This window comes from Flavobacterium psychraquaticum (assembly GCF_034497725.1).
GTDB lineage: Bacteria > Bacteroidota > Bacteroidia > Flavobacteriales > Flavobacteriaceae > Flavobacterium > Flavobacterium psychraquaticum.
In genome coordinates this window covers 40,584-60,139 of the sequence record NZ_JAXKVR010000020.1, presented here as the reverse complement: position 1 = coordinate 60,139, position 19,556 = coordinate 40,584, and the positions used below count along the sequence as shown (strand labels likewise).

Annotated in this window: 21 protein-coding genes; all 21 read right to left on the bottom strand. The window is 33.0% G+C overall.

Features of this window, described 5'->3' with window-relative positions:
* Positions 1–3: 3 nt before the first annotated feature.
* Positions 4–1,089, bottom strand: a complete 1,086-nt coding sequence (locus T1L09_RS01545) for an efflux RND transporter periplasmic adaptor subunit (RefSeq protein WP_322549181.1) — start codon at positions 1,087–1,089, stop codon at positions 4–6.
* Between the two features lie 56 nt (positions 1,090–1,145).
* Positions 1,146–2,459: a TolC family protein gene (locus T1L09_RS01540; protein WP_322549180.1), complete on the bottom strand. Its 1,314-nt coding sequence runs from the start codon at positions 2,457–2,459 to the stop codon at positions 1,146–1,148.
* A 170-nt stretch (positions 2,460–2,629) separates the two neighbouring features.
* Complete coding sequence (locus tag T1L09_RS01535) at positions 2,630–2,761, bottom strand: hypothetical protein (RefSeq protein WP_322549179.1); 132 nt, start codon at positions 2,759–2,761, stop codon at positions 2,630–2,632.
* A 53-nt stretch (positions 2,762–2,814) separates the two neighbouring features.
* A complete protein-coding gene (locus T1L09_RS01530; protein ID WP_322549178.1) occupies positions 2,815–4,275 on the bottom strand; it encodes an NAD(P)/FAD-dependent oxidoreductase in 1,461 nt (486 codons plus the stop codon).
* A 116-nt stretch (positions 4,276–4,391) separates the two neighbouring features.
* Entirely contained in the window at positions 4,392–4,595 is a 204-nt protein-coding gene (locus tag T1L09_RS01525) for a hypothetical protein (protein WP_322549177.1), read from the bottom strand.
* Between the two features lie 433 nt (positions 4,596–5,028).
* Positions 5,029–6,153, bottom strand: a complete 1,125-nt coding sequence (locus T1L09_RS01520; protein WP_322549176.1) for an ABC transporter permease — start codon at positions 6,151–6,153, stop codon at positions 5,029–5,031.
* A 257-nt stretch (positions 6,154–6,410) separates the two neighbouring features.
* The gene (locus tag T1L09_RS01515) at positions 6,411–7,517 is read right to left on the bottom strand and encodes an ABC transporter permease (RefSeq protein WP_322549175.1); all 1,107 of its coding nucleotides are present in this window, start codon (positions 7,515–7,517) and stop codon (positions 6,411–6,413) included.
* A 102-nt stretch (positions 7,518–7,619) separates the two neighbouring features.
* Positions 7,620–8,414, bottom strand: coding sequence for an ABC transporter ATP-binding protein (locus tag T1L09_RS01510; protein WP_322549174.1), 795 nt, complete (start codon positions 8,412–8,414; stop codon positions 7,620–7,622).
* A gap of 20 nt (positions 8,415–8,434) precedes the next feature.
* Positions 8,435–9,331, bottom strand: a complete 897-nt coding sequence (locus tag T1L09_RS01505; RefSeq protein ID WP_322549173.1) for an ABC transporter ATP-binding protein — start codon at positions 9,329–9,331, stop codon at positions 8,435–8,437.
* Positions 9,332–9,413: 82 nt separating this feature from the next.
* Positions 9,414–9,782, bottom strand: coding sequence for a cupin domain-containing protein (locus T1L09_RS01500; RefSeq protein WP_322549172.1), 369 nt, complete (start codon positions 9,780–9,782; stop codon positions 9,414–9,416).
* A 29-nt stretch (positions 9,783–9,811) separates the two neighbouring features.
* Complete coding sequence (locus T1L09_RS01495) at positions 9,812–10,096, bottom strand: cupin domain-containing protein (RefSeq protein ID WP_322549171.1); 285 nt, start codon at positions 10,094–10,096, stop codon at positions 9,812–9,814.
* Positions 10,093–10,536, bottom strand: coding sequence for a hypothetical protein (locus T1L09_RS01490; protein ID WP_322549170.1), 444 nt, complete (start codon positions 10,534–10,536; stop codon positions 10,093–10,095). Before T1L09_RS01490 ends, T1L09_RS01495 begins: the two co-directional genes overlap by 4 nt.
* Positions 10,537–10,557: 21 nt before the next feature.
* A complete protein-coding gene (locus T1L09_RS01485; RefSeq protein WP_322549169.1) occupies positions 10,558–11,430 on the bottom strand; it encodes an HlyD family secretion protein in 873 nt (290 codons plus the stop codon).
* Between the two features lie 3 nt (positions 11,431–11,433).
* Positions 11,434–12,681, bottom strand: a complete 1,248-nt coding sequence (locus T1L09_RS01480) for a TolC family protein (protein WP_322549168.1) — start codon at positions 12,679–12,681, stop codon at positions 11,434–11,436.
* Complete coding sequence (locus T1L09_RS01475; RefSeq protein WP_322549167.1) at positions 12,668–13,300, bottom strand: TetR/AcrR family transcriptional regulator; 633 nt, start codon at positions 13,298–13,300, stop codon at positions 12,668–12,670. Before T1L09_RS01475 ends, T1L09_RS01480 begins: the two co-directional genes overlap by 14 nt.
* Before the next feature lie 114 nt (positions 13,301–13,414).
* Positions 13,415–13,801, bottom strand: coding sequence for an acyl-CoA thioesterase (locus T1L09_RS01470; protein ID WP_322549166.1), 387 nt, complete (start codon positions 13,799–13,801; stop codon positions 13,415–13,417).
* A gap of 30 nt (positions 13,802–13,831) precedes the next feature.
* Positions 13,832–14,308 carry a PAS domain-containing protein gene (locus T1L09_RS01465; protein ID WP_322549165.1) on the bottom strand — a complete coding sequence of 159 codons (477 nt, stop codon included), beginning with the start codon at positions 14,306–14,308 and terminating at the stop codon, positions 13,832–13,834.
* A gap of 323 nt (positions 14,309–14,631) precedes the next feature.
* A complete protein-coding gene (locus T1L09_RS01460; protein WP_322549164.1) occupies positions 14,632–14,838 on the bottom strand; it encodes a DUF6132 family protein in 207 nt (68 codons plus the stop codon).
* Positions 14,839–14,973: 135 nt separating this feature from the next.
* On the bottom strand, positions 14,974–16,488 hold the full coding sequence (locus T1L09_RS01455; protein WP_322549163.1) for an MBOAT family O-acyltransferase: 1,515 nt from the start codon (positions 16,486–16,488) through the stop codon (positions 14,974–14,976).
* On the bottom strand, positions 16,488–17,918 hold the full coding sequence (locus T1L09_RS01450) for a GDSL-type esterase/lipase family protein (RefSeq protein WP_322549162.1): 1,431 nt from the start codon (positions 17,916–17,918) through the stop codon (positions 16,488–16,490). The genes T1L09_RS01455 and T1L09_RS01450 overlap by 1 nt, the downstream gene beginning before the upstream one ends.
* Complete coding sequence (locus T1L09_RS01445; RefSeq protein WP_322549161.1) at positions 17,908–19,287, bottom strand: GDSL-type esterase/lipase family protein; 1,380 nt, start codon at positions 19,285–19,287, stop codon at positions 17,908–17,910. The genes T1L09_RS01450 and T1L09_RS01445 overlap by 11 nt, the downstream gene beginning before the upstream one ends.
* Positions 19,288–19,556 lie beyond the last annotated feature (269 nt).

Genomic DNA, 19,556 nt, shown 5'->3' with positions numbered 1-19,556 from the left:
TAATTACTGAACACTAATTTTAGCTCCATTGTATAACTTTCCATCAGCTGAAACTATATATTGTTCGTCTGCCGATAAACCAGATAAAACTTCTACTTGATCTCGGAATGATTTTCCGATTCTTAACCATCTTAAAATCGCTACGTTGCCACTTCCTACCGTGTAAACTCCTGTTAATTGGCCTTGTTTTACCAAAGCACTTGTTGGAATCATCACTACATCTGATTTCACATTAGTTGCAGTTGCTTTTTTCTCCACTGGAAATTGAACGTTTACAAACATTCCTGATAAAATTTCTTTGTCCAAAGTATCTAAAGTAATTTTTACTAAATATTGACCTCCTGTATTTTTAGCGGATAAACTTACTTCTGAAACTTTTCCGGCAACTTCTTTGTTGATAGATTTCACGTTGATTTTAACGGGCATTCCGTTTTTTACATTCGAAATATCACTTTCTGAAACCATCGCAGTAACTTGCATTTTTGAAACGCCTTCAATACTTACTAAAGGCATTCCTGGATTTGCCATATCGCCTTCTTTTATGAACGTATTGGTAACTGTTCCTGAAAACGGAGCGGTTATATTTGAATAAGAAAACTGAGCCATTACTTCATTACGCATTTGTTTTGCGGCTTCTAATCCGGCTTTAGCCATTTCGTAACGAGCCGTCATATCGTCTAATTCTTTTTGTGAAGCAGATTGTTGTGCAAATAAATTCACGAATCGGTCGTAATCTTTTTTAGCATTGTTAAAACCTGCAGTAGCTTGCGTAATTGAAGCATCGACTTGGGCTTTTTTAGCTTGTAAATCGGTATTATTAATGCTTACTAAAAGTTGTCCGGTAGATACATTTTGTCCTACTTTTACATTTACTTTAGTAACATAACCCATCATTCTAGTGCTTAAATTGGCACTGTTTTCAGATTCTATTTTTCCACTTGCCGTAATGTATGCACTGTTTGAGTTTTCAGATTTTATCGATAATTTCACAGGAACAGCTAGTTCATTAGTGGTGATTTCTTTTTTGTCTTCTCCACAAGAAACAAACAGCAAAGTGGAAAGTGTGATGATTGATAGTATTATTTTCATAATCTTATTTTTAGAAATTGAAGTTGATTTTAATCCCGAAGAATTGAGATCGAGTTTTATTTGGTTAAAAATTGTAAATATTGTTTCGTAAAATTATATTCAAAAACCGCTTGTAAATGTTCTAATTCTTTCTGAGCTACTTGCGTTTCGGCCGTTAATAAATCAGTTGTTTTTTCTAATCCTTGCGTAAATCTATTTTGACGAATTCGATACGCTTCTTGCGATTGCTCGAAAGCTAATTTTGATAAATTCACTTTATTTTCAGCATCTAATAATTGGCGATTCGTTTTGTTTAATTCTAACTGACTTTGTTTTTTGTACTGTTCCGTTTCTACTGATGCTTTTTCGAAATCTGCTTTTGCTTTTTGCGTTTTCCCGATGGTTTTGTACCCGTCGAAAATATCCCAAGACAACTGTGCTCCTACCAAATAACCTTTCGCAGCTGTTCCTAAAAACTTAGAATCATACAACTCATAACTTCCGAAAGCATTTAATCTAGGTAAAAATCCAAATTTTGAAGATTGAAACATTTTTTGATAAGCTTCTGATGATTTTTCCATAGCTTGAATGTCTTTTCTCGAATCCGAAAGGGTTGTATTGATTTTTTCAATTTCGACTGTACTTTCTAATGCTTCGGCTGGTTTGTATGTTTTCCCAGTCATATCTTCATTCAAAAGAAACGCTAAATAATCTGAGGCATTTTGCACATTTGATTTGGCATATTGCCATTGATTTGCGATTTCATTGACACGTACTTGTACATTTAATAAATCGGTTTTTTGTAGCATTCCACTTTTGAAATAGTTTTCAACCAATTGTAAATTTCCTTGAGCTGTTTCATTTGCTTTTTCTAGCACTTTCGCTGCTTTGTAAGCCAATTGCAATTGCATATAGGATTTAGAAACTTCTAATTCCAGATATTCTTTCGTTCGATCGGTTTGCAACTGAAAAGCATCCATTTTTGCTTTAGCCGCTTGTCTTCCAAACAAACCATCTAAATTGAATATTGGTTGTTGTATTTCGATTTTCGTCGCGAAGTTTTGAGTAACCGCGGGATCATTTAAAAGTGCTGGATTAAAATCTGCAGCAGTTAAAATTTCTTGATTTAATTTTGAACCAAAAGCCATTAAAGGATTTGTCGTTGAAATTCCGGTGTAAGAAACATTAATGTTAGGTAAAAAAATTGCATTCGATTGAAGGTAATCTGCTTTTGCGGATTGAAATGATTTTTCGGCCACTTTAATTTGTAAGTTATTCTCTGTGACTTTTTGCAACAAATCATTTTTGGAAATAGACAAAGTGTCTTGTGCGTTTCCGTTCGCTACACCAAACGCAATTCCAATGGCTACTAATAGATTAATTTTCTTCATCGTTGTTTTATTGATTATTACAGAAACAAAAGTACGTCGCCGAAAAAGTCTATACGGTAACAAGAGTTACACACCTTTGCAACAACAGTTACAAAAGAAAAGAGCAACTTTTCAGCTGCTCTTTTACTAACCAATAAAACTAAAAACAATCATCATCTTCAAAATGATTATTACTTTCTTGTGCCGCCGTGCCCTCCCGCAACAATTTTCAAGATTCTAATATTTAAATAGAAAAATTTAAAAAACTGTAAAAATGGATTTTGCATTTTGGAACGCTGTGCTTTTGATATTCTTTGTGCCATCTTATCGTATTTTGTATTGTTGTAAATTGTATAATGAAAAATTAACAACTATTCTATTCTGGAATTAACCACCAGAAAGGCTTCATTTTAGCTTTATAAATAAAAGCATAATGCAAGGCTAATTTCACCCAGTGTCCTGCTAAACCAATGTCTCCAAAAGTCTTGTTGATATCTCTTCCTCCTCTATCGGCATATTTTATATAATCGGGAACAATAGGAAAAGTTGTAATACTCACACCACTTCCCTTTGTCATTCCGTAACCTGCAGAAGCGATACAAGCTGCTCCCATATTTCCTAAAGAACCTTTATGATTTAGGGATTCTCTACCTAATTTTATAGAATCTATAATATTATCCGCCACAATTCTTGCTGTCATCCCCGAAGGCATTCCTGTTCTTGGTGGCGATGGAAAAATATCGGTTCCGTTTTTACTTGTTCGAGGTTTTGAAATACTGTGCGGCGGTGCAAAAGCAATTCCAGGAGCAAAAATATTTTTATAGGTCGGGTTTTGATAGGTTTCTGGCCAATCTTGAACCGTCCACTCTTCGTAAGGTCTCGGCGTATAATCCGCATCAACAATCATAAAACCTTTGAAAAGCTTTTCGGTAATAGTATTTCCTTCTTTGTCAAATCCTTGAAAACCGTGCCCTGAAAAAGCAGGAATTAACATCGCAAAATCATAGGTTTCTGATTTGTATTCGCCTTCTAAATTCTCATAATGTGCAATTCCATCTTCGATTTTATTAACAGCGGCTCCTAAAATCCAATTGATGCCTCGGTCTTCAAAAATCATTTCAATCATATCTTTCGACTTCATATTGAAACCATTGTATTCCATCAACATACCGTCCATTCCAAAATCACCTAAATAGTATTCATTTGAAATCCAAGTAATCGCTGCTTTATCGCGAACACCGTGATTTACTAATTCCTTTTCTACATTTAAAATATACTCAAATGCGGCTCCTTGGCAAGTTGATTTTGCGTGACCTGTTCCTATTAAAATTTTTACTTTTTTATCAGAGGTTTTTAATTCATCAATCAATTTCAATAAAGCTTCGGAAGCGTGTTCTGCGTGATCGTATGTACAAACGGAATACGCTTTATTTGTACCAGGAACCAAACCTTCGGTCATATCGAAAGCTAATTTTGGACCAGTAGCATTAATTAAATAATCGTAAGTTACTTTTTCTTGTTTCCCTAAAGTATCGCCATAAACACCTTCTACTAAAATATACGGTTTTGTTTCTGTGCTATCTCCTTCGGGATGAAAAGAAACGGCTTTGGATTGTTTGTATCCAATTCCTTTTCTTTTATATAATGGTTCTAAAGGAAAAATTATTTCTTTCGATTTCATTCGCCCAATTCCTACCCAAATATTTGAAGGAACCCATTGGTAATTTCTATTTGGAGAAATTACTAATACTTCGTGCTCTTTAGATAGTTTTCTTCTTAAGTGAGCGGCGGCGGTATGACCCGAAATTCCAGCTCCTAAAACAACTATTTTTGCCATATCGATTAGTTTTATACTTCAAAAGTAAGTCTTAACTATTTCTACTACAGCAACATTTGTTACATAAAAAAAACGCCCCGAAAATTTCGAGGCGTTTTAAATTTGATGCGATAAAATTATTCAGCTTTTTTCTCAGCAGCTTTTTTAGAAGAACAACATCCACCAGCTTTAGCTTCAGTGGAGCATTCTTTTTTTTCTGCAGTAGCAGTAGATTTTTCAGTTTTAGCTTTTTCTTTTTTAGATTGTTTTGGCTCTTGAGCGTTCACATTCATAGAAAACATAAAAGCGGCAACTGCCATAATTGAAACTAATTTTTTCATTTTTTATTATTTTTAAATTGTTATTTACTATTTTTAAATCAAGGTATTATATTACAAATATATATAAAATTACAAATAATTCTATCAATTATATACTTTTTAACGAAGTATTATTTTTACAGTACGATTTACTTCTATAAACCTCATTGCTAAAGACTTCACTCCTTTTGAGGTACTTGACAACCTTGCGATCCACAACCTATATTATAGACTGCTTGAAGCAAGAAGAATAGAGCAAAGAGCAAGAAAAAATAGTGCTCAGTAGCAATAGCGTGATAGGAAATTCCGACAGCCAAAATTAATCGAATGACACGCATTATGTGCCAGTTTGTAAACAACATCTTTTTCATAAAACTCATTTATTAAAGTTACAAAAATACAAGGATGAAAACAACTTATTGTAACAAATATTACATTCTATAACTAAAACTCTTTAATTGGTTTTCTTATAACTCCAAACGGCTAAACCATTAATCACAACCGCATAAAAAGCAATGATTCCTAATTGAAATTTTATATCTTGAAATCCGGAGCCTTTTAACATTACCATTCTAATAACCTCTACAAAATAGCGTATTGGATTTAGTAATGTTACATTTTGAGCCCAAGATGGCATACTTTCAATTGGTGTAAAAAGGCCACTCATTAAGATGAAAATTACCGTGAAAAACCAAGCAATAAACATTGCTTGTTGTTGGGTTTCGGTATGATTGGAAATGAATAATCCGATGCCTAAAATAAGAATTAGATAAATTGATGTAAACAAGTATATCAAAAAAATATTTCCTAAAATCGGAACGTTGAAAATTACTTTTGCTATTACTAATCCAACTGTTAAAACGACCAATCCCAATACCCAAAACGGAAATAATTTACCGACGATAAACTGATATTTCTTAATTGGTGTTACATTGATTTGTTCTAAAGTACCAACTTCTTTTTCACGCACAATATTCATTGATGAAAGAAACAAAGACAACATCGTTACTAATAAAACTAAAATTCCAGGAACCATAAAAGTTTTATAATTCAAGGTTTTATTGTACCAAAACGATGGAATTGTCTCAATTCTTTGAACAGGAACAGGAATTACTTCATTGTGTAGTTGCAAATTAGTCTGAATATTTTGATTGAATCCTGAAATAATTTGCATAATATAAACATTCGTGACTCCGGCAGCAGCTCCATCAATAGCATTGATACTAACGGAAAGAGTGGCTTTTTTGTTTTTTACCAATTGTTGCTCGAACTGATTTGGAATTTCGAGAATTACATCTACTTTTCCGTTTTGCATCGCAATGTCGGCTTCTTTTTTAGAAGAAAATTGAGCGATGTTATTAAAATATTCTGAAGCTTCAAATTGGCCGATTAGTTGACGTGATAACGCAGATTTTTCATTATCAATGTAGGAGAATTTAATGTTTTTTACTTCAAAACTCGCGGCGTTTGATAGAATTATCAATTGCATCAAGGGCAAAATAAAGATTATCGGTAGCATACTTTTATTTCTAAAAATTTGCTTGAATTCTTTTTGTATGATGAATAGTATTGTTTTCATTTTAGAACGCGGATGACGCGGATTTATATGGATTGTGACGGATTTATTTTGGAACGCGGATGATGCCGATTTTGGCAGATGGTCGCGAATTTTAATTTTATTACTATTGACTGCTGATTGCCTAGCCCCGATTATCTCACTAAATTTTTATTCTCATAGGTGTTCGATGAACACTTCGTGTTTGTAGTGGAAATCCTTTTGTTTTTTCCTTTAAAAAATAAAAGATTGCAACGGAAAGCGGGATTAGCTCCTAAAAATTATTCCAATCTGATTTTATATTTTTTGATGCTTACGATTATAAATAAAAAGGTCATACCGAGAATTATTAGTGTTTCTTTCCAAATTACGGCGAATGTGGCTCCTTTTAGCATAATTGCTTTGATGATGACGATGAACCATTTTGCAGGAATTATATTACTTATTACTTGCAACGGTAACGGCATACTCGAAATGGGAAATATGAAACCAGACAATAAAATCACGGGCAACATAAGTCCGAAAAGGGAAAGCATCATAGCGGTTTGCTGTGAATCTGAAATGGTGGAAATTAAAATGCCAAGTGCCAAAGCACAAATAATGAACAAAATGGTTTCAAAAGCTAGTAAAAATAAACTTCCATCAATAGGCATTTTGAAAATGAAATAGCCTAAAATCAGGATAATTGTGGCGTTTATAATCGACATAAAAATGTAGGGAAATACTTTTCCGATGATGACTTGAAACGGTTTTAAGGGCGAAACTAATAAGATTTCCATTGTGCCTAATTCTTTTTCTCGTGTAATGGAAATGGACGTCATCATTGCGGAAACCAACATCAAAATCACGGTCATTACGCCTGGAACAAAGTTGAAAACACTTTTTAACTCGGGATTATAATAAAGTTGGGTTTGCGTCTGAATCTGGTAAACCGATGGTGTTTTTTTATTTTTTTCTAGCGAATAATTCTGTAAAATGGAACTGATGTAATTTGAAATGGTATTCGCAATATTGGGATCGGTTGCGTCGGTAATAACTTGGACTTTTCCAATGCTTTGCGTTTTAAGTTTCTTGCTAAAATCTTTTTCAAATACTAAAACGGCTTTTACTTTTCCTTTTTTGAAAACCGACTCGATTTCGGCTTCCGATCTAATTTCTTGTTCAATATTAAAATACGATGAAGCACTAATTTTATTAACTATTTGCTGTGTTTCAACATCTTTTGATTGGTCGAAAATAGCGATTTTAACATTGTTGACTTCATTTGTTATGGCAAAACCAAACAACATAATTTGGGCAATCGGCATTCCGAAAAGAATAAACATAGAACGTCTGTCCCGAAAAATGTGATAGAATTCTTTTTTTATAAAACCGATGAATCGTTTCATTATGTGTTTGTTTGCTTCGCCCGTTCGCTATGGCTCGGGTCAGGTTTAAAGTTTCAAGTTTGTGCTGTTTTTATTTGTCCGCAACAGTTCCCCCTTTGGGGGTTAGGGGGCTTCTACATTTCTTGCGAGTTTCAAAAAAACATCGTTCATTGAATCCACGTTGAATTGTTTTTTTAGGTTTTTTGGTGTGTCTAAAGCTTCGATTACCCCTTCTACCATTATGGAAACGCGGTCGCAATATTCGGCTTCGTCCATATAATGTGTGGTCACGAAAATCGTTGTGCCTTTGTAGGCTTGGGTATAAATCATTTCCCAGAATTGTCTTCGGGTAATTGGATCTACGCCTCCTGTTGGTTCGTCTAGAAATACAATTTTAGGATCGTGCAATAAAGCAATTGAAAAAGACAACTTTTGTTTCCAACCCAAAGGCAACGAACTAACCAAGTTATTCACCACATTTTGCATTTCTAATTCGGTGATTAATTGGGTTATTTTTTCCTTGATTTGCTTGCGTGATAGACCATAAATTCCACCAAAAAAAGTAATATTTTCTTTAACCGTTAAATCATCATACAAAGAGAATTTCTGACTCATATAGCCAATACTTTTCTTTACTAAATCGGCTTGCGTTGCTACATTTAATCTAGCGACAATTGCTTTACCAGAAGTTGGTTTTGAAATACCAATCAGCATTTTCATAGCGGTAGTTTTTCCGGCTCCATTTGCTCCTAGAAATCCGAAAATTTCACCTTTATAAACATCAAATGTGATGCCTTTTACGGCTGTGAAATCGCCAAACGTTTTGGTGAGATTCTCGACTTGAATTATAGCCTCCTCTTCCCGAAGAATCGGGACTTCCGAAGTAAGGGAACTTGTATGATTTGTTGTTGCACTCATTTTTGTCTTTTAGCTAAGAATTACAAATCCATAAACACATCTTCTATTGTGGTTACGGCTTTGCGAATTACAATATCGGTGTGGTTTTTATCTTCTAAATAATTCTGAATGTCTTGCGGATTGAAGTCTAAATTCTTATCGATATAATGGATAAATTCACCAAAAGCATACACGCTATAATGACTCGGATAATTTTTTAAATCGTGAATTAAACCGTGTGTATTTTTAGACTGAATGTCGTAAATCACTTTTTCATAATCGCTTGTAATCGCTTGTGGCGAATCGATTTTTAAGACTTTTCCGTTTTGTATTAAGGCAATTCGATCACAAAGTGACGCTTCGTCCATATAAGGTGTGGAAACTAAAATTGTGATTGCTTTTTTTTGCAATCGTTTTAGCATTTGCCAAAATTCCTTTCTAGAAACCGGATCGACTCCTGTTGTGGGTTCGTCTAAAAACAAGACCTTTGGTGCGTGAATTAAAGCACAACACAAGGCCAACTTTTGTTTCATTCCACCAGACAACGCTCCTGCTCTACGATTTTTAAAGGGTTCTATTTGAACATAAATATCTTCGATTAATTCATAATTTTCTTCGATAGTTGTTCCAAAAATAGTGGCAAAAAATGTAAGATTTTCTTCTACCGTTAAATCTTGATATAAAGAGAATTTCCCCGGCATATAACCTACCGAATTTCGGATGGTTTTATAATCGTTCACTACATCTAAATCGGCAACAGTTGCTTTGCCTTCATCAGCTACCAAAAGAGTTGTAAGAATTCTAAAAATAGTAGTTTTTCCAGCACCATCAGGTCCAATCAATCCAAACAATTCGCCAGAGTTTACTTCAAATGAAACGTTATCAACGGCTTTGATTTTTTTGTATGATTTCGATATATTTTGGACTGAAATGCTCATAATTTTATAAGTTCAAACGCAATAACAAGTTCAACTTCAATTTTTAACAATTGTCATTGAAATTGTTATTGCAATTGATTAATTATTTGATTAACAAAAAGTTACTATCTTCAAAAGCGTCTACCCAATGTTTTATATTTGGTTCAATTTTCACATAATCCCCTGTTTTTAAACTTAATTTTTTGCCGTTTTGATCGCCATAACTTCCACTTCCTGAAACACATACTAATAAAGCAGGCACTTGCGTGATGTGTTCGGCTAATTGTTTTCCTTTAGCGATTTGCAAAGACACTACTTTATTTTCTGAAGGTGTGAATAAAAGTGCCGTTTGCACATCTGATAATTCGGTGTGTAAATCTTTTAAATTCATTGTTTTTACAGGTGCTGTTGGCTGAACTGATTTACAGCTTACCAAGGCGAAGATTGCAAGTAATACAATTGATTTTTTCATATTTTTAGTTTTAAAAAGTTAACTTTAATTTATTTGATTAGTAAAAAATTACTATTTTCCGAAGCATCTACCCAATGTTTTACATTCGGTTCAATTTTCACGTAATCACCTGATTGTAAAAGGATTTTTTGGTCATTTTCATCACTAAAAGTAGCTTTCCCAGAAACGCAAACTAATAAAGCGGGGACTTTTGTGATGTGTTCTTTCAGTTGTTCGTCTTTTGCAATTTGTAATGAAATTACTTTTTCTTTTGGTTCAAATAATGCACTAGTTTGCACTGCTTTTTGTTCGGTGTGTAAGTCTTTTAAATTCATTGAAAATAAGTGTTAAAGGTTGAAAACGAGTTTTGAATTGCCGTAAAATTATCTGCTGATTTGTCTATTGAAAAGGCTTCCACTAAATCGATATACGGCAACAACCATTTATGTAATTCATCGTGTGCTTGCCCTTTCATCGTACAATTTGAAGTTAATAAACCTAAGTTTTTATTCAGGTTTTCGGATAGTTTATCGAAATCTTCTGGTTTGTCTAATGATGCAATGTCTTTTTCCATTGCAGTGATATGTGCCATCATATTATCGTCTACTTTCCATTTTTGTCCGTCATTTAATTGAAGTGGTTCATCTGTGACGTGTTCGTATACTTCAGTCGCAACTGTTGGAACTTCCTCTTTAACTTCTTGCGCAGTTTTGTTGTTACACGAAAAAAGAAACAAAGCCGATAGCACAATTGTGCCGATTTTTAATTTGTTCATTCTATTTAATTTAAATTGGTTTTATAATTTAACTTCCGCTGGCATTCCGATTTTTAACGCACCGTCGTTTTTAACTAGCACTTTCACCGCATAAACCAAATTTACGCGTTCTTCTTTGGTTTGTATCACTTTTGGTGTGAATTCTGCCGAAGACGAAATCCACGAAATTTTTCCTTTATAGGTTTTCGTTCTGTCGTTTTCATCAATTGAAACAGCAACTTCTTGGCCTACTTTTATTGATGACAATTGCGTTTCACTAAAATAAACACGTAAGGTCATTTCAGATAAATCAGCGATTTTATACAAAGGTTTTCCATACGAAGTGATTTCGTTTGGTTCGGAAAATTTAGTCAAAACCGTTCCTTCTACTGGATTTTCAATTTTAGATTTTTTAATTTGATCTTCAATTTTCTTAATCTGAACTTCCAACGATTTTACTTCATTTACAATCGGAGCATTTTGGGTTTCAACGCTTTTCATTTGCTCTTGAATTACACTGACTTTCCCATCAATTTCATCTACTTGTCTTTTGGTTGAAGCACTTTCTTTGTACATCGAAAGGATTCTATTTTGCTCCATTTTTGCGGTTTTCAATTGTTCGCCCAACACTTTTCTTTGGGATAAAACATTCGTTGATTTCGAATTAATCGTTTCAATTGAAGCTAATAACTGTAACTTATTTAAATGCAATTGCGTGGTATCAATCACACCAACGATTTGATTTTTAGCAATTTTGTTTCCTTCTTCAACTTCTAGAAACTCGATTTTTCCGTTAGCTTCTGCCGAAACAGTAATTTCTGTTGCTTCGAAATTTCCGTAGGCATCAGCTTCGCTGTTTTTATCTTTACAAGAAAAAACGGCTACAAATAAACTAGTAAATATTATTTTTTTCATTGGTTAGTTACCTTTAATAATTTGATAATTAAGTTGGGCCAAATGCAATTGAATTTCGTGCACTTTCTGGGCAGATTTTGCATCAAATAATTGCGTTAATTCTGTCAGATAATCAGAAGAAGTGATCGCTCCGTTTTTTAATTGGGAATCTGAAGCTCTTAAAACTTTTTCTCTTAATTCAATAATTTCAGTGTCGGATTGAATCGCTAAAGTTAGTTTTTCAATTTCAGTTTGTACTTCGTTTAATTGGATTGCACTATTGGTTTCGAAAGTTTCTTTTTCGGTTTGAACTAATTCTTTTGCAATATCTAAAGACGATTTTTCTATTTTTGATTTGTTCCAATCGAATACATTCCAATTCAATTTTAAGCCGACCATATAAAAATCTTGAAATGAATTATCGAGCATATTTAAACCTGGATTTCCATAGCCTAATTGACCGAAAGCATTTATTTTTGGTAATTTAGATTTGGAAAGTAATTCTTTTGACTTTTCAAGATTTTCCCTTTGTATCTCGAACAATTCCAACTCTGGCCGAATTTCATATGTTGAAAAATGGGTTGGCTTTTCAAAAATAGTTGTTTCGGAAATTGTAGTAAAAGTTAGTTGCTCTAAATTTTTAATTTCTTTTTGTTTACTCAAAGTATTTTCGGCAAGCATTTGATTTACTTTAATTAATTCCGCTTGCAATACATATTCTGAGGAAGGCAAAAGCATTCCGTTTTTCACACCCGAATGTACTTCTTTAATTTTATTGTCCAACAAATCTTTCTTAGCAATTAATAATTCGTTCTGTTCTTGAAGCAATAAAACCGTCATAAACGAGAAATTTACTTTGGTTTTTAATTGGTATAATGAAACGTTTACTTGCTGTTTTGCGTTTTGAATTTGAATGTCTTTTAATTCTGAATTCGCTTTAATTAATCCGCCATTATAAATCAATTGTTGCACATCTAAAGTTGCACGATATTGGTCTTTATTTAATGGTTTAATAGAAGTATTTGGCATTGAAAACGGAAATTCAATTACATCCGATTGATAAGTTGCTTGAGCGTTGACATCAACTCTAGGTAAATTTCCTTTTTCGATAACTTTCTTTTCAAAATTTCCTTTTTGCGTGTACAAATCAAGCTGTTTTGCCAACGGATAATTCTTAGTCACCGCAATTTGACATTCTTCCAACGTTAGTTTTTGTTGTCCGAAAAAAGGAAGCACAACAAATAGGAAAAGTAGTGAACTATAATGTCTCATTTGAATTGCGTTTTATGGAATTGATAATAAAATTGGCTACTTCCGTTTTACGTTTTTCAATAAATTCTTGGAAAGCGATTTCATCTTTTTTCGCGAAAGCTTTAATTAAGGGTTTACCAATAAATGGAAAAATATTCAAGGCTATAATATTTACGAATAATTGATCGGCTTCAATAGGATTTAAAATTCCGTCTTTAATTTCTTGATCTAATTTTACTTGAAATTTCTCAAGATTTGGAAATCCTGTATTTTCTTTTAATTTCAGTATAAAATCTTCCTTTCTATTCAACTCCTGAAAAATGAAGTTTGGTAAATAAGGATGCTTCATCATAAAAGTGATGTAATTGTTGGTGAAACTTCTAATCTTATCTTCAATTGGAGCGTCATCATTTAGAATGGCATTTAATTGCGGAGCCAAAAGTAAAAAGGCCGCTTTAAAAACAGCTTCAAACAACATTTCTTTGCTTCGGTAATAGTAATGAAGCATTGCTTTGTTTATTCCGGCGGCGTCTGCAATTTCTTGCATTCTTGCACCATCCATACCTTTAGCTTGAAAAACAGATTTAGCCGCGTCTAATATTTGTTGCTCTGTCGTTTCTTTTGTATCGTTTTTTTTCATTTAACTATCAGGTTTAACCATTTGGTTAACAAATGTACGTAAAAAAAGTATTCCACAAACGAAATACTTCTTAATTTTTATATAACTAACTAATTTTGAGCTAAATTTAATTCATTAAATAATTTTAACTGCTTTTTTATCATCACCAATTGCTACAAAAGTGAATTCACCTGTTATGGCTTTTTCCCTGCTGTTGTCATACATTTGTTCAATAAAAATATCCACTCTCACTTTTAAACTAGTGGTTCCTAAATAGGTTACTTTTCCAATTAACTCAATAATTGTTCCGTGTGGAATTGGTTTTTTAAAATCGATTTTATCACTGCTTACCGTTACCATTTTCTGACGGCTAAATCGGGTTGCGGTAATGAAGGCCACTTCGTCCATATATTGCATAGCTGTTCCTCCAAATAAAGTATCGTAGTGATTTGTTGTGTTCGGAAAAACGGCTTTGAAAACACGCGTTATAGAGTGTTGAATTTTATCTTCTGTAGTTAACATTTAATTTTGATTTATCTTCTTAAAAAAAAGTTATGAAGCAATTCGTTCAAAAGCAATATAGTTGACTAGATTTCCTTTGGAATCAAATTTTGGAATTGCGCTAATTTCGCATTCATAAAGCGAACCATCTTTTCTATAATTGGTAATAACTTCCTGAAAAGGCAACTGATTTAGTAGCGCTAATTTAATGGAATCTAAGGACTTTCTAGAAGTAAGCGGCCCTTGGAACATTTTTGGCGAGTTCCCAATAACTTCGCTTGGATAATAACCATTCATCTCATAAATGTTCTTAGAAGCAAAAACTATTTCGAACTTTGGATTCGTAACAAGTAGGACTTTAGTTTCTTTAAAGTAATCTTCTTTTTCTTTCCACTGCTTCTGAATCGTACTAAAACGATTGAATTCCATTTGTTGCAATGTGAAGAAATCCCAACAAATTAATGGTGTGTGAACAATTTTTGATTTCTGATGAAATTTGAAAAGTGCATTATCGTGTGCTTCTGTCATAATAATTAATTTAATCAGGTACAGAAACATAAGTAGTCTAAAAAAAGAAGACTTAATGCTGAAGTACTTGCGTGATACTCTAACAAAAATCAATTTATGTATCTGACTTATTTCGAATAAAAACGAAAATTACAGTTGCACGACAGTTCAAGAATTTAACTTGATTCCACATTGAAATACTAAATATATTCCAAAATTGATTTTACAAAAAACAAAGATACAAATAAAATTAATTATTTATTGCAACTTTAACTTTACGAAAAAATACTGAAACAAATTTTAGAAATAAATAATTTTTTTAAGAAAATCAGTAAAGTTAATTTCTATTCTTGCTCTTTCTTTTTTGGCGATGTAACGAACAGATTAAATAATAATCCGCCCATTAAACCTCCATACAAAGTGCTATTTAATGGTTTTGATGTGATCGCACAAGTGCCACTTTCGCAACCTATTTGTTGGTAATAAAGATAACCAGCAATTAGCCCTACAACTATTCCAATTCCTGTGATGATATATGCTTTTTTTGTCATTTTATTTCTTATTTGCAAATATAATTTTACACGTTTCATTCCCTAAAACTTTGCAAACCAATACTTAAAATTTTAGAAACTTCGAAATTAAGAATTACATTTTAAATGAAAGTATCAAAGGTTACATCCAAAAAATTAAAACTGGAAATATATAAATGGCTGTGCACCTGCCGAAGCCGTAGCATAAACCACCCAATAAACTAATCCCAAAAGAATAGCTTTAATCAGTAACGGCACTTTATTAAAAGTATTTTGTAAAAAAGCGATCCCTTTAACAGGTACAAAATGCCAAATTACGCCAATAGCAATTAACAAGAATACATTTTTATAGCCGATAATGATCGTTTGCCATTGGTTGAAATCGAATGTCAGTTTACTAACATTCTCAATAACTTCGAATGCCGTTGCAAAATCTTTCGCTCTGAAAAACAACCAACAAAAAACCACAAAATGAAAAGTTAAGAAAACTTGGATAATTCGAACAAAAGCATTTTTTGGTAACTTGATAAATTGTCCGAAAAATTTCTCAACAACTAATGCGCATCCGTGTAAAACGCCCCAAACTACAAATTTCCACGAAGCGCCGTGCCATAATCCACCTAGCAACATGGTCATAAATAAGTTGAAATAGGTTCTAATTTTTCCTTTGCGGTTTCCACCTAAGGAAATATATAAATAATCGCGCAACCAAGTCGATAAGGAAATATGCCATCTTCTCCAAAATTCGGTAATAGAACCCGATTGATATGGTGTTCTGAAGTTATCGGGTAACCAGAATCCCATTAACAATGCCAATCCAATTGCAATATCTGAATATCCTGAAAAATCACAATAGATCTGAATTGCATAACCGTAAGAAGCCATTAGGTTTTCAAAAGCCGAATAACTATTTGGCGCATCAAAAACACGATCTACGAAGTTCGAAGAAATGTAATCTGAAATCACGGCTTTCTTAAATAATCCACCAATAATTAGGAATAAAGCCCGATTAAAATCTTCTTTAGTTAGTTTTAAACGCTCATAGATTTGCGGAATAAAATCACTTGCTCTTACGATTGGACCAGCTACTAATTGCGGAAAAAAGGAAACGAAAAATAAAAAATCGATAAAGCTTTTGGTAGGTTCTAATTCTTTTCGGTACACATCAATTGTATAACTCAAAGTTTGGAACGTATAAAATGAAATTCCGACCGGAAGAATGATGTCTTCAAACTTCATATTTCCGTCGAACAACGAGTTGAAATTATCGATAAAGAAGTTGGTATATTTGAAATAAGCCAACATCCCTAAATTTATTACTAAACTCAGTATTAAATAGAATTTTCGATAAAACTTCACCTTTTCTACAAATATCAATCGTGAAAGCGCATAATCTACAACCGATGAAAAAATCAGTAATAAAAAGTAAATACCACTGCATTTATAATAGAAAAACAAGGAGAACAAGACCACATACGTAATGCGGAAATAATGCGTTTTTCTCGATAAAATATAGATAAAATAAAATACTAAAAATAATCCTAAAAACAATGCGCTGTTAAATAATAACGGTTGTTTTGGATTATAAATAAACCAATTTTTTGCGGTTTCTAAATCGACAGTTCCTATTGTCTCTAAAAACCAAGTTTGAAAATTGAAAAGTGCCTTCACTATTCTAATGTAGATTTATAAAATTCATATGATTGCATAAAAGCGTCAAAAAACAAATTGGCTTGTTTTTCATAACCGGCTTTTGAATAATGTACTTTGTCTTTTGCCATATAACCTTTTGAAGCGTTTCGGCTGATGGCTTTATTTCCACCGAAAACACTCAGTAAATCCCAGAAAGCATAATTTAAAATTGGTGCGTTTTCTTGAATTGCAACAGCATAATCTTCAATATAAGTATTTTGATATTTGCGATGCAAAACCGACGGCGGTGAAGTCATGACCAAAACACAAGCTTCAGGCGATTTTTCTTTGATACCAGCAATCATCTTTTCAATCTGAGCGAAATAAAATTCCTTAGATTGTCTATCGAAACTTTCGTTGGTTCCTAAAGAAATAAGCACTAAATCAGGATGTAAAGCGGGCAATTGGTCGTTGAAAAGCGTGAATTTATTAAAATCAATACCTTTTGCACCATTCACCCCAATGCTGTGATAAATTACACCCGCATTTTCATTTTCTAAAACCAAACCATTCAAGGCGAAATCTATCGCTCCGTCATTTGGAACAATTGCAATTTTACTTAAAGGAATATCTGAATTGAATTCGTAATAATTTTCTGAAACTTCTAAACCAATTGGAATATATTCTGTTTTTGTAGTGGTGCTTGATTGCGTACCTTTTGTTGGAATTTTCAATACCTTTCCGGCACGAATTAGATTGCTTTTCAATCCATTTGCTTTTTTCAGCGCTATTATTGAAACATTATATTTATCAGCGATGCTTCCTAAAACTTCGCCTGATTTAATTTTATGCGTTATTTTTTTGGGCACTTTACGTTCAATTACGATGCTTTTATTCGCTACGGAAACGGCAAACAAGTTATTGTTTTGTGGTGTAATTACTTTTAATTTTGTGAAATTATATTGTGCATCTTTCACATTTAATTGGATGGCAAAATCATCGTTATTGGTTTCCAAAGCAATACCGCTTAATCCAACAGGTTTTGATAAATCAGGATAAATGTTGCGATAACTTTGAAAATTTCCTGCTGCTGTATAGCGAATTGGCGCGCTGTTATTGGTTTTTGCAACACTGTAAGGAAAAGTAAACCCAAAACCTCCGTTTCCAAAAATACCTTGTAAATCGCTTCTAATTTTTGCCGTAAATAAATCCGCTTGAATGTGTGAATCGCCGATATGAACGATATTTATTTTCCCTTTCTTAATTTTTTCTAATTGATACAACTTTTGATAAAAGCCAAACAATGCCGTTGAATTCCCAATTGCATTCCCGGAAAAGGTTACTTCAATTGAATCAATAACGGGTTCATCAAAATAAAGTGAATCTACGGCAACCGCCAAGGAATCCGTTTCTTGCGCAAAACCAAAAAATGAGAATCCAAACAAAAATAAGCATACTTTAATTTTCATAAACGGAATCTGTTTTGGTAAAAATACTATCTTCTTTAATCGGTTTTACTGCTTTTTTTCTTTTTTGACGCAACAATTTATACGCTTCATAACCGTCACTCAGTTGTTTATAAACCAAGTTTGCTGCTTCTTTTGCGCCTCTGTGATTAAAGTGTGTGTAATCTTTATTGGCTCGGGAAGGTTCTTGTTCCACCCATTGCACCATTGAGCCATCTCCACCCATCAAAGTGTATAAATTTACGAAACTAGCTTGTGATTTTATAGCATAACGCTTTTGTGCTGTATTCAATGGAATTACGGCCGAATCGGTTTTCATTTCCATATCATATTTCGTCGATTTGTCTGCTGTAGATATCACCAAAACAGTAACTCCTGGAAAACATTCTTGCAAATGAGCTACTACTTTTGCCATTCGTTTTTCATACCAAGAATAATTCAATGTACCGTAATTCAAAACATTTGCACCATATTGCAACACAATTAAATCATAATCTAATTTAGCGTGAAAAGCGCGCATTGTGGCAACATCAAAACTGCCAATTGGCAATCCTGAATTTCCTCGGTTTGAAAAATTATCCACGTGAACGCCTTTTCCATCATCAAAATTGAAGCCATAAAAAGGAATAGAATCTGCTTTTTTGAAATTTACTTTTATTGATTTAAGATTGCCTTCAGATAAAACCATACTATTTACTAGCCCATTTGGCGTTAACTTTTTCGAAATGGTATCGGTTCCTATTGTATAACTGATGCGACCTTCTTTGTTGGAAGAACTTCCGTAGAATAATGTTGGTTTATTTAATTCGGATGAAAAACGCGTATTGTTTGCCTTATATTTTACCCAAGCTACATTTGATGTATCGTTGGCGAAAAACACGTGACCGTTAACCCCAAATGGTTTTGACGGACGTTTTACTTTCAAATACGATTGGGTTTTCCAGTTTTTAGAAAATTCGTGTGTAATTGAACTTCGAGAAGAAGCTGATTCTGAAGTAATATTCACTAAACCAACGCCTTGACCACCGAATTTTTCTTGAAAATAGCTTCTAAAATCTTTCACAATTAAATCTCCATCTGTCATAGAATCTCCAAAATAAGCAATTCGGACGTTGCCTTCTTTCTTGGTTTCCAATTGGAATAATTTTTCGAAAAATGTAACTAAATATTGATTTCCGGTGTATTCTTCAAAAGTTTCCGTTGGGAATTTAATACCATTATCTACTTTATAAATAATTTTCTTTTGTGCTAAAGAATCTTGCAAGGAATCGTTGTATTCTTCATCATTATGTGCTGCTAATGCTTCTAAAAGCAAGCTATCGACCGTTACATTTTTTGTAAGTTTACTTTCAGAAAAGATTTTCTTAGGCAAAAAAGTTTTAAACGCTAAAAATGACGCCGCTGAAACTACAACGACTAAAAAGGTCTGAAAAAAATATTTTGATGTGTTCACCTATTTTTTATTAAATATCAATATGAAAATTTCAAGAGCAACTTCAAGAGCAATGACAATTTCAAGAGCAATTACAATAGCAAGTTTAAATTTCAGAACTTATTATTTAAACATTTAAGTCATATAAGAACAAGAAAAGTTTAAAACTGCTGTTTCATTCTTCGTACTTCAAACCTCGTACTTCGTAC